Genomic DNA, 12,715 nt, shown 5'->3' on the forward strand with positions numbered 1-12,715 from the left:
AATCCCCTTTCCTCAAAATTTTTGAGGAAAGGGGATTTTTAATAATGACTTTATTTAATGCCTAATGCACTCTTAACAGTTTCTAAAGTTTGTGATTGGTATTTCTTTATAGGTGTTGGAGCATTGTTGCTTGTAGGATTTTGTGTTAAGTAATTTTCCTCAACAAACGCCATATCCTTTGCATCGACTACACCATCAAAATTAATATCTGCATCACGTTTATTTGTGTCCCAGTAAGTTTGTAAGTAAAGTGCGTCCTTTATGTCGATGACATCATCTTTATTTACATCACCAGCGATTGCTGTATTTAATCTTAAGAATAGATGCTGAGCAGTCACTTTTCCATTTTCATCATGGAATCCGATTGAAAAGTCTTTGTGTATTGTATAATGTCCTGGGATATTTAATTCAAAATCATACTTGTCATCACTTAATGGTAAATTTGGAACTTGAACAGTACCTGATGATTTTGTAACTCCTTCGTACACTTTACCGTTTGAATCTGTCGCTGTTACTTTTGCCCCTAATTTTGAATAATCAAATCCACCAAGTAAACCACCATCTGGAGCTAAGAATGGTTCTGCCATTAATCCTGTGTCAAGTAAAGATGTAGTTTGTTCCATATAGTAGATCGATGGATTTGAACTTGGAACAGTTTTTGTTGTGCCATTTGTATCCGTAACTGTAACATTATACAAATTCGTTGGGAATAAAACAGCAGCTGCAGAATACGTATTACTCATTTTAAACGCTACATTTGCTAGTTTTAAATCACCTGATAAAGGAGCAACTCCATCTTTTGTCGTTACTGTTACTGTCGCTCCATAAGTAGTACCAGCCAATAATGTATCTTTCACATTTAAATCTACTTTATCAGCTACACTTGGATCTAATCTAACATCCATAGTTGCAACATTTTTATTGTATTGGAAAGTATAAGTAACTTGTTTTACATTACTTGCTTTATTTAACGATAAAGTGGCATTCGCTGTTTCGCCCATTTTTGCTGTACGTTTTTCAGGGTTCATATACCCATACGTTGCATCGTCGCGCGTAACAAAAATCTCTCTACCTTCTCTAAATGTTTTGTTTGATGCCACATCCATTGCATAGAATACAAGTTCCATCGGTCTTGTTGAAACAGTTGGAATTGTTGCTGTAAATGTTCCATCTGGATTTACTGGAACCGATACTGCTCTTCCACCTAAATAATCTTGATAATAAACTGTTGTACTTCCTTGATTAACGTTCATACCTAGTTTTTGCATTTCTTCTGTTTCTTTATCGTAAACTGAACCAGTTATTGTTACACTTGTTTGACCATTTTTGTATTCAATAACATCCGGACTGTTAATTGTCATTTTTGGTGCCGAATTATCAAAGTAGAACGGTGCTTCCTGCGTAAATGTTTTTCCATTATCATTTTTCCCAACTAACTTGATCTTATAATAGCCTGGTTTTGCTAGATCAGTATCAAATGCAAATGGGTGCTCATCATTACCAGTCGGTTTGTAATAATATCCATCAAATACTCTCGCTGATAAATCAACATTTTCCTTCATTCTCAGACCGTCTAACGTACCTACATAACCTAATTCTTCTCCTGTTTTCCCATCTTCTAGGATCACATCAATTGTGCTTAGGTTTGATTTCAGACTAAATCTCGCGTTTGTATAAACTAATTGCCCCGGATAAGCCGCATCAAACACTTGTGTAAATGCTTGTGGACTCATCGTTACTGGGTTTATTCCTTCTTCCACCGTTTTAATACCGAAAGGAACTTGGAATGTTTCGTCTGGATTCGCATGATTTGTATATGTTACAAATCCTTCGTAAATGCCTATTTTTGCTGATTTTGGTACTGTAATTGCCACAGTTGATTTCTTTTTCGAATTCGCACCAACTTTAATTGACTTGTCGGTCACAATCATGACACCATTATCATCAGCATCTAAAGAACCTCTACGATCCTTTTGGAAGGAAACAGTCACATCATATGTTTTTGCTTGATTACTATTGTTATAGATGTTCAGTGTACGTTGATCGCTAATATTTTTTCCTTCTGGCGCATGAGAACCAAATGAAAGTGCACCAGTTAAATCTTTTACCGTTGATAAATTACCTTTTTTATCGTATGTTCCTTTTGTTTCATCCACTACTTCAATTCTAGTGGTTGAATGGATTGCTTCATTAGGATCAACTTGTCCTGCACCAGATTCAAATACACTATAATCTCCATTTAGTGGATCTGCAGTATTCATTAAAGTTTCTTTAATTTGAGCTGGTGTTAAGTTTGGATCTGCTTGTTTTAATAATGCTGCAACACCCGCTACGTTCGGTGAAGCCATTGATGTACCTGATAAATTCTCATAAGCGTAGTCATATTTTCCAATTTGATCCGCACCATGCATATAAGAAGGTACAGTTGAGAATACTGCCACACCTGGTGCTGTTATTTCTGGCTTAATATCATAATTAATACGAGAAGGTCCACGAGAACTGAATGCCGCTAACTTACTTCCTTCATCCGTTACTTGACCGATTTCATCAAATGAGAATGTTGGAGTACCTGTACCAAGTTTTGCTACTAATGCTGCCCCTTGCTCATATGACACAGAGAATGCCGGTACAAAACCATATCCCTTGCCTAAGTATGATGGAACAAATCCTTCTCCAGGTACATTATCAATCAGAATTACTGCTGCTGCACCATATTTTGAAGCATATTTTATTTTCTGATCAAGTGAGATATCACCACGATTAACTAACGCAATCTTACCTTTTACATCAATATTTTTATAATTTGTATCAGTACCAACTCCTGGCACTAAAACGATTGGCAGATTTTTGCCCTTTAAGCTTGCAACATTATCGGCAAAGCCTTTTCCAAATAATTTTAAATCAGCAGTTACATCAACTGTTCCATGTAAAGTACCTTTTGATGTTTCAATGACAGTCTTTGTATCATTTGCACCAACTGTAATCGCTAACGCTGATGCTCCAGGTGATCCTAAAGTATCCATACCACTACCTGAGTTACCTGCTGATACTACAGCCGTTACACCAGAAAGTACCGCATTATTTAACGCAAGACTCTCAATATTTTCTGGATCATTAATGTTCGATCCAAGTGATAAATTGATAACATCCATCCCATCAGATATCGCCTTATCAATACCACCTAAAACTGCTTCTGTTTCACCAGATCCATATCTTCCTAATACACGGTATACATATAAATCAGCATCCGGTGCAACACCCGTTACAGCATAATCTGTATTATTTTTACCTTGTCCTGCAATAATTCCAGATACATGTGTACCATGCTCTGTGTAAAATGTTGAACCTGTTAAGCTATCTACTTCAGCTAATTTTGTTTTTTTCCAATCATCATACGTTGTTTCCATTGGATCTGCATCATTATCGACAAAGTCCCAACCTTTTACAGAACTTGGATTAATTGTTTTTGGATCAACACCGTCTTGTGCACGATATCCTTTATAGGCATCTGTTAAATCAGGGTGATTATAGTCAATTCCTGTATCAATAACCCCAACTTTAACGCCTTTTCCAGTGAATCCTTCAGCGTGTAATTTACTTACTCCAGGGAATACTTCTGTTTCCAGTTTTGCTGCAGAACCTTGAGCGCTTTCCGAAACTTTTTCTGGCTCAATTTTGATCACATTATTTGGCCAAACTGCTTTTACTGCTTTCGATTGTAATAATGATTTTACTTTATTCGCTGGTAAGTCAATTGCCACACCATTTAACGTATTTTTGTATGTTCTTTTGATTTTATAAAGATTTTTATTTGACTTTAAATCATCCTTATAAATTGTTTGTAAATCGTTTTTAAATGTTTCTTGTGCATCAGCTGCTTTTTGTTTTGCATCATCAAGAGATAGACTGTTTCCATTCACAGCTTCTTCGATTACAGCTACTTTAGCAGGTTTTTCTTTCAATTCAACAATAACTGATAAATTTTTAGAGCTCTGTAAGTCTACTGAAGATGGTAACTGTAATCCTTCTTGACTAGTAACCTCTATTTTCTTTAAAGCTTCGCGTTGTTCAGAAGTAAGTTTTGAAAGTACTTCTTCAATAGAAGCTTGTGACGCAGCCTTAACGATTGGCTGATGCTGCGTTACCGGAAATGCATTGAATAAAACACCAGTACTTAATGTCAATACTGCGGTACTTTTGATTATACGTTTCATGCTGCTTTTCTCCCCCAATTAATCTTTTTTCTTTCTATTCCGATTATACGGAAAGTTTACGCTATCGACATTTTGACAAAATCTATCAATTTTCATTTTTTTACAGTTTTTATTCGACAAAATAATACAAATAGTAACTTTTTTCTTATCTATTATTAATTTTTCATCAAATATCTTATGAAACTTTAATATTCTTGTAGATATTTAATTAAGTAGAATTATTTATAGATCGCAAAGTGCTTTTTCAAAAAAATATTAACATCCACTATTAATTAACACTGTAATTTTTAGTCACCTATCCATCTAATAACAATTAATGAAACAGGCACATCTTTAATTCAAATTAATATAACTAGTTTAAAGGAGTGATGAAAATGCCATGGCATCAAAAAATTAGATACTTAGTGGGGCAACCTGTTGGAATATCATTTACAAATGGGCAAGGTACATCAGGGGTATTATGTGGAACATCCGGTTCCAAGTTACTTGTTATTGAATATATGTATCAGTCACAGTTTTCCCTGAAACAATATGATTTTCATACGATTCAAGATGTTAATGGATTTCCACCTTGTCACGGCTCACAACCACTTTATTAATAAGATGAAACGACTAAAAAAGCGAAGGCATATTCCTCGTTCTAATCGAGGAAGCCTTCGCTCATTTAATCTTGTTTTTTGTTTTCTTTTCAAAAAATGATTCTAGTTTATTTAATTCCTAATGCACTCTTAACAGTTTCTAAAGTTTGTGATTTGTATTTCTTTAAAGGTGCTGGTGCATAGTTAATCGTAGGATTTTGCATTAAGTAGTTTTCCTCTACATAAGCCATATCTTTTTCATTTACTACACCATCAAAGTTGATATCTGCATCACGTTTATTTGTTTTCCAATAAGTTTGTAAGTAAAGGGCATCCTTTACGTCAATGACATCATCTTTATTAACATCTCCTGCGATTGCTGGTTTCATATTAAATAGGTAAAGGTTTTGATATGTCACTTTACCATTTTCATCATGGAATCCGATTGTAAAATCTTTATGCACTGTAAAATGTCCAGGTATATTAAATTCAAGTTCGAAGTGTTCATCCGTTAAAGATAAATTTGGTACTTTAAAGCCAGTACCACCAGACACAGTTGCTCCTTCATATACTTTTCCATTTTCACTTGTTGCTTTTACCTTAACTCCAGCTTTTGCATAATCAACCCCACCAAGTGGACCACCATCTGGAGCTAAGAATGCTTCTGAAAGATTAGCACCACGAAGTAATGAAGTAGTTGGTTCTGGATAGATTGCTGGATTTCCACTCACCACACTATTTGTTGTATTTTTACTATCTGTTACTGAAGTGCTTAAATACGCTTGCCATAATACAGCAGCAGCAGTATAGACATTGCTCACTTTAAACGCTACATCTGCAAGTTTTAAATTTCCTGATAAAGGAGTAACTCCATCTTTTGTCGTGATAGTTACCGTTGCTTTATATTGTGTTCCTGAAAGCCATGTATCAGTAACACTAATATCTACTTTATCTGCTACACTCGGATCAGGTGTCACATTTATTGTAGCTACACTTGTATCATGGTTAAACTTATAAACTACTTGCTTTACATCACTTGCTTTATTCAACATTAAAGTGGCATGTGCTGTCTCGCCCATTTTTGCCGTACGTTTTTCAGGATTCATATAACCATATGCTACGTCATCACGAGTAACAAAGATATCTCTACCTTCTTTAAATGTTTTGTTTGAAGCTGCATCAATCGCATAGAAATTTAATTCCATCGGTCTATTTGATACTGTTGGAATTGTCGCTGTAAATGTACCATCAGGATTTACAGGTACTGCCGTTGCTCTACCACCTAAATAATCTTGGTAATAAACCTTTGTACTTCCTTGATTAACGTCCATACCAAGCTTTTGCATTTCTTCTGTTTCTTTATCGTAAACCGATCCAGTTATTGTGACATTTGTTTCTCCATTCTTATATTCAACAACATCTGGACTGCTTATAGTCATTATTGGAGCTGTGTTATCAAAGTAAATTGGTGCTACTTGAGTGAATGTTTTTCCAGCATCATTTGTTCCAACAAATTTCAGCTTGTAATAACCTGGCTTTGCTAAATCAGGATTATACGCAAATGGTTGTTCATCATCACCTGTCGATTTGTAATACAGGCCTTTAAACGTACTACTAACTGTAGCTAATTTATATTCATCTATTCTTAAACCATCAATTGTACCAACATAGCCTAACTCCTGACCTGTTTTACCATCTTCAAGAATGACATCAATTGTACGCATATGTGATTTTAGCGTAATATTAGCACTTGTATAAATTAATTGACCTCCATAAGCCGAATCAAATACTTGTGTAAATGCTTGAGGTGTCATTGTTACTGAGCTAAATCCTTCTTCCACTGTTTTAATTGCAAATGGAACTTGGAATGTTTCTTCTGGGTTATCGTGATTTGTGTATGTTACAAATCCTTCATAAATTCCTAATTTCGCTGATTTTGGAACCGTAATTGCGACAGTCGATTTCTTTTTCGAATTTGCACCAACTTTAATTGATTTATCAGTCACTACCATTACGCCATTATCGTCAGCATCCAATGAACCTCGACGATCTTTTTGGAATGAAACTGTCACATCATATGTTTTTGCTTGACTACTATTGTTATAGATATTTAGTGTGCGTTGATCGCTAATATTCTTGCCAGCTGGAGCGAACACCCCAAATGCAAGTGCACCTGTTAAATCTTTCACCGTTTTAAGATTTCCTTGTTTATCATATGCTCCTTTAGTTTCATCCACTACTTCGACTCTAGTTTTAGAATGAATTGCTTCGTAAGGATCAACTTGTCCAGCACCTGATTCAAACACACTATAATTTCCATTTAGTGGATCCGCTGTGTTCATTAGCGTTTCTTTAATTTGAGCTGGTGTTATATTTGGATTTGCTTGTTTCAATAACGCAGCAACACCTGCTACGTTAGGAGTAGCCATCGAAGTACCTGATAAATTATCGTAAGCATAATCATATTTACCAATTTGATCTGCGCCATGCATGTATGATGGTACAGTTGAGAATACCGCAACACCAGGTGCTGTAACTTCTGGCTTAATATCATACGTAATACGAGCAGGTCCACGTGAACTGAACGACGCTAATTTATTCCCCGGATCCGTTAATTGTCCGATTTCATCAAATGAGAAAGTTGAGCTGGCACCTAGGTTGGAAGTAAGAGCAGATCCTTGTTCATACGACATTGAGAATGTTGGAATAAATCCATAACCCGCACCTAAATAAGATGGAATATAGCCTTCACCTTTCACATTATTAACAAGAATAACTGCTACTGCACCGTGATTTTTTGCCTTTTTAATTTTATCATCAAGTGTAGTTACACCTCGGTTTACAATCGCAATCTTACCATTCACATCAATATTTTTATAATCACTATCTGCACCTGAACTCGGTACTAAAACAACTGGTACATTTTGACCTTTCAAGCTATCTACTTTGTCACTAAGGCCTTTACCTAATAATTTCAGATCAGCTGTTACATTAGACATTCCATGTAGCGTACCTTTTGAAGTTTCAATCGTTGTTTTCGTATCGTTCGCACCAACAGTAATCGCTAAAGCCGCCGCACCTGGTGCACCTAATGAATACACGCCATCGCCAGCGTTCCCAGCTGCTGCAACTGCCGTTACACCAGAAAGGACTGCATTATTAACTGCCATACTTTCAACATTCTCTGGATCATTTATACTAGCACCAAGCGATAAGTTAATAACATCCATACCATCAGCTACAGACTTATCAATACCTGCTAATACATTTGCAGTTGTCCCAGAACCATAATTTCCTAATACTTTATAGACATATAAATCTGCTTCTGGTGCAACACCGGTTACAGCGTAATCTGTATTATTCTTTCCACGACCTGCAATTATACCTGATACGTGCGTTCCGTGTTCTGTATAGTAAGTTGATCCTGTTAAAGGATCCTTTTCTGCATATGGTGATTTTTTCCAATCATCATACGTTGTTTCCATTGGGTCTGCATCATTATTAACAAAGTCCCATCCTTTAACTGAACTTGGATCAATTGTTTTTGGATCGACTCCGGCCTGCGCACGATAACCTTTGTAGGCATCTGTTAAATCTGGGTGATTATAATCAATCCCTGTATCGATTACCCCTACTTTTACTCCTTTTCCAGTGAAGCCTTCAGCATGTAATTTACTAACCCCTGGGAACACTTCTGTTTCCATTTTCGTAGTAGAACCCCCGGCAGCTTCAGTCGCTTTCGGTGGCTCAACTTGAACGACATCATTTGGCCAAACTGCTTTTACAGCTTTCGATTGTAATAGAGACTTTACTTTATTTGCTGGTAAATCGATTGCCACACCATTTAATGTGTTTTTGTATGTTCGTTTTATTTTATAAAGATTCTTATTTGTCTTTATATCATCTTTATAAATCGTTTGCAGATCATCTTTAAATGCTTCTTGAGCATCTTCTGCTTTTTGCTTTGCATCTGCAAGAGATAAACTGTTGCCATTTGCAGCTTCTTCAATCACGGCCACTTTTGCAGGCCTGTCTTTCAATTCGACAATGACTGATAGATTTTTTGTACTTTGTAAATCTACTGAAGAAGGTAGTTGTAATCCTTCTTGACTAGTAGCATCTAATTTCGTTAAAGCTTCGCGTTGTTCAGGTGTTAGCTTTGATAGAACTTCTTCAATCGATGATTGAGCCGCAGCTTTTACAATTGGCTGATGATGTACTGGAAATGCATTGAATAATACGCCAGTACTTAACGTTAAAATAGCTGTACCTTTGATAAACCGATTCATCCTGCTTTTTCTCTCCTCTTGTCTTTGTATTGCACCACAAAACTGATTATACGGAGAGTTTACAGTTTCGATATTTTGACAAAATTTATCAACTCATCTAAATTTTTCTATTTTTTTCGACAATTCAGAACATTGTTCGTTATACGTTTCTACTTAACTTAGAATCTGAATATATTTACCTTCTAATTCTTTATTTAAAAAATCTCGATAATGCCAGACAGTTAACAAGCATTTTTGAAATCTCTCATGGATCTCTGCTTTTTTCACCTTTAAAGCTACGTTTAATAAGTCATCCAAACCTTCATTTAATTTATTCGTTTCACATTTTAACAATCCATGTGCATAGCAATAGTCTAAATAAAGATGCTGAATATATAAATTAGAAGAGTCCTTCATCTTAATGATTTGATTTTGGTACTTTTCGATAAACTTTGTCGCCTCATCCAATCTTCCTAACTTAACATAGCTTTCTATAATTCTTGGAACCCCAACATAAAAATCATCGCGGTTTTGGAGCCAATCGTAATATGAATCAACTACATGTAAGTCACCAAAATCAATATATGCGACATATCGATTTCCAACAGCAATATCTGCATAATAATCATTTATTTTTTCATATCTCTCAATCAAGCTCAAAACTTCCTCTATATTGCTACCTAATCTAGTTAAAGCAAATGCTTGGTACATTAAAGCACGACCTACATGATCTTTTATTTTTGCCGTTTTTTCTAATCGTTTCGCATAATGTAAAACGTCATCCCATTGTTTTAACATATAATAAGTGGCTGTAATCCATAAAATTGTTAGCTCTTGATATTCTGGTGGCATATAGGAAATATATTCTAATACTCGAATTAAATCTAAAGTCCCGTCGTTTGTTAGACGAGTCATATAAAACTTTCGAAAATAACTGATCGCCACTTCTTCAGTCGCTGTATTAGGCATGTGTTCGATAATGATTTCATACAGAGGTAATGATTCTTTTTCATACCCTTCTAAAAATAATTTTTCTGCAATTGAAAATAAGCTTTGAAAATATTTAGTTCGAATTGCTCTAGAATTTTCTTCTATCATTACTGATAAAATATAAGATAATTCGGATTCAAAGCCATATTTTGCACACTCATAGATAAAAGCATCGCTTCTTCTTTTATCTAAAAGATTTCTTTCGTTAAAACATAGTTTTACATATTCCTTATAAAATGCACCTTTAGGTAATTCAAACGTTTTTGTGATTTCATCCAAATAGTGTAGAGATAGTACTTTTTTATTATTAAATATTCTACTCATATCGCTATAATGTATTTCTGATTCGATCGCTAACTCTTTAAGATTCCAATTATTTCTCTTCATTAGCTTTGTAAATTCATAAATTAAAAAATCATTCATATTGCACCCCACCCAAGATTTATTTATTTGTACTTACTAAAAATACAAAAATGCTATAAACCATTTCTTAAGTTGGTTTACAGCATCTTGATTTATAGTTTATTGCGATCAAAATTTTTTGTAGTACTAAGATGTTGTCTTAACCAGCAAAGTGAAGATTTTGTAGTTTATCTCTATTTTTAATCTTGTCGAAACACCGATAAGCGATCTTTCTTCCAGTACATACCCACTCCACTATTTCTTGTCCACATAAACTGACTAAATTATGAATTAGTGGATTAGATCGTTTTAAAGATGATAAAATTAAAAAATTATTATAGAATAAAAAACCAAACATAATTTCAAGTTAAATTAAACATAATTCCAAACCTTTATTCTAAAATTCAGAAAATATTAACTTTATCCTCTGTAATATTATATATTCTATATTTTAGTTATTTGAATTTAACCTGTAAAACGCGTTTTAGTTTATAACCTATTAAGGATTCCTTAATTTCAAACACTTAATTAATTATTTTCAAATAATAAAAAACCGCTTTTACTCATCATTATTGGTCAATATTTCCATTGCAAAAATAATGTACAACAATTTAATATGTTAAAAACATGCAGTATAATCGATTCTTACTTCGATCATGCCAAAGGAGGTACAAAATGAATATCGAACATTTAAAATATATTGTTGAAATTTCAAAAGAGGAATCAATTTCCAAAGCAGCTAAAAACTTACATATATCTGCATCTGCTGTTAGTCAAGCTCTTAAGGAATTGGAAAAGAAAATAAATTTGAAGTTATTTATGCGATTAAAGATGAAGACAGTACCTACCGAAGCTGGAAAAGAAGTCATTAAACAAGCACAAAAAGTCTTACATGAATTTGAAATTTTAGAGCAAAAGATTGCTATTCAACGTAATACGAATCAGACTAATTTAAAAATTGCAGTAGTCCCAGGGATAATATATAACATAAATGAATCAATCATTAATTTTAAAAAGGATTTCCCTGATATTGATGTTCATGTTTATGAATATGATCCTGGTGAAATTCTAAATCAACTTCCTATTCTTCAGCCCGATATTGCTTTCTTATTTTCAGATGAAGAAACCCTTAAAGAGGACAAAGATTTGCTTTATGAACATTTAGCGACGACCAAGTATTGCGTTCTCGTTGGTGAACAATCTTCATTATTTAATTTAGATGAGATTTCAACTCAAGAATTAACTAGTGAAAATTTTGTCCTATACAATAGTCATGCATTTTTAGAACATTCCCGTAAATTAGTGAACAATATTAAAATACATTTTATTTCCAATAATACAGATAGTATAAGAAACGCTATTAAAAATGGGTTAGGGGTTACCTTTGGACGGAATGTAACATTGAAAAATCATCCGGATGCTTTAACCGGCAAAATTAAGTCTATTCCATTAAAATCACCTGCGTATATTAGTGACGAACTTTGGACTGTTTCTCTTAAGAGTAAACCGCTTAACAAAACCTCTAAAAACTTTATAAAATATATTGAAGCTTGTTTAAAGTAAATAAATATTAAATCATTTCTATAACATAAATATAAAAGACCAAATCTATTAACGATTTGGTCTTTCATTTTAAAATTCTATTATAGGTATTATTAAAACAGACTGGTCTCATACATCATATTACGATTATTTAAAGATTTTTTATGTAAGGCTTTTATATCTTCTTCGATTTCCTGACAATTCATTACGATTTCCTTTACAAGTGAAATGATTTGTAAACACTCAAATGAAGGTACTACTTTGGATTCTTCCTCACACTCAATTAGCTTTATACCAAATTCAACTTCTAAACTAATAATTGATTCTTTAATCTCGGATTCATTAACAAGTAGCTTCTGAGCTGCAATCTTAAAGGAACCACTTTCTATTACTTCACAAAGATGTCTTAATTGTTCAATATTCATATAGTCCCTCCTAACAATCTATGATGTTTCTCTTTTTCGTTATAGTTTCATTATATTAATTGTTGATGTGATATTAATTTTGTAAAAATGTATCAATATTGGTTTTTCTGATTAAATGATGATTTTTCACTGATTAAATCATTTATAGATGCGTATGTTATCTCCTTCCTAAATACCAACAGACCAAATTCAAATTTTATAACTCTAATTAAAAGAAACATTCTACAATAAAAATTGATTTTCCTTTGATTTAAACTTGGGTTATTTTCGCCTTGATTTTATTGAATTTTCCAGCT

Annotated in this window: 6 protein-coding genes; 2 read left to right on the forward strand and 4 right to left on the reverse strand. The window is 33.8% G+C overall.

From position 1 onward, the window contains the following. Positions 1–50: 50 nt before the first annotated feature. Entirely contained in the window at positions 51–4,214 is a 4,164-nt protein-coding gene (locus ABEY15_RS05710; RefSeq protein ID WP_429889024.1) for a S8 family serine peptidase, read from the reverse strand. A gap of 374 nt (positions 4,215–4,588) precedes the next feature. Here ABEY15_RS05710 and ABEY15_RS05715 point away from each other — a divergent pair, with 374 nt between their 5' ends. Continuing rightward, a complete protein-coding gene (locus ABEY15_RS05715; protein ID WP_429889026.1) occupies positions 4,589–4,813 on the forward strand; it encodes a hypothetical protein in 225 nt (74 codons plus the stop codon). A gap of 107 nt (positions 4,814–4,920) precedes the next feature. Here the strand turns inward: ABEY15_RS05715 and ABEY15_RS05720 are convergent, their stop codons facing one another. Together ABEY15_RS05720 and ABEY15_RS05725 are read right to left on the reverse strand one after the other, a co-directional pair. After that, complete coding sequence (locus ABEY15_RS05720) at positions 4,921–9,081, reverse strand: S8 family serine peptidase (RefSeq protein ID WP_429889028.1); 4,161 nt, start codon at positions 9,079–9,081, stop codon at positions 4,921–4,923. Positions 9,082–9,234: 153 nt separating this feature from the next. Beyond that, positions 9,235–10,473: a hypothetical protein gene (locus ABEY15_RS05725; RefSeq protein WP_429889029.1), complete on the reverse strand. Its 1,239-nt coding sequence runs from the start codon at positions 10,471–10,473 to the stop codon at positions 9,235–9,237. A gap of 654 nt (positions 10,474–11,127) precedes the next feature. On the opposite strand from ABEY15_RS05725, the gene ABEY15_RS05730 reads away from it, so the two are divergent. Further along, on the forward strand, positions 11,128–12,015 hold the full coding sequence (locus ABEY15_RS05730) for a LysR family transcriptional regulator (protein ID WP_429889031.1): 888 nt from the start codon (positions 11,128–11,130) through the stop codon (positions 12,013–12,015). A 92-nt stretch (positions 12,016–12,107) separates the two neighbouring features. Here the strand turns inward: ABEY15_RS05730 and ABEY15_RS05735 are convergent, their stop codons facing one another. After that, positions 12,108–12,419, reverse strand: a complete 312-nt coding sequence (locus ABEY15_RS05735; protein WP_429889032.1) for a LysR family transcriptional regulator — start codon at positions 12,417–12,419, stop codon at positions 12,108–12,110. Between the last annotated feature and the right edge of the window lie 296 nt (positions 12,420–12,715).

The organism is Gottfriedia acidiceleris (genome assembly GCF_050457485.1).
Taxonomy (GTDB): domain Bacteria; phylum Bacillota; class Bacilli; order Bacillales; family Bacillaceae_G; genus Gottfriedia; species Gottfriedia acidiceleris_D.

What these genes read in the sequence shown, in the direction of transcription:
- ABEY15_RS05710 (WP_429889024.1), bottom strand. Translation starts at nt 4,214, where the DNA reads ATGAAACGTATAATCAAAAGTACCGCAGTATTGACATTAAGTACTGGT.
- ABEY15_RS05730 (WP_429889031.1), top strand. Translation starts at nt 11,128, where the DNA reads ATGAATATCGAACATTTAAAATATATTGTTGAAATTTCAAAAGAGGAA.
- ABEY15_RS05725 (WP_429889029.1), bottom strand. Translation starts at nt 10,473, where the DNA reads ATGAATGATTTTTTAATTTATGAATTTACAAAGCTAATGAAGAGAAAT.
- ABEY15_RS05735 (WP_429889032.1), bottom strand. Translation starts at nt 12,419, where the DNA reads ATGAATATTGAACAATTAAGACATCTTTGTGAAGTAATAGAAAGTGGT.
- ABEY15_RS05720 (WP_429889028.1), bottom strand. Translation starts at nt 9,081, where the DNA reads ATGAATCGGTTTATCAAAGGTACAGCTATTTTAACGTTAAGTACTGGC.
- ABEY15_RS05715 (WP_429889026.1), top strand. Translation starts at nt 4,589, where the DNA reads ATGCCATGGCATCAAAAAATTAGATACTTAGTGGGGCAACCTGTTGGA.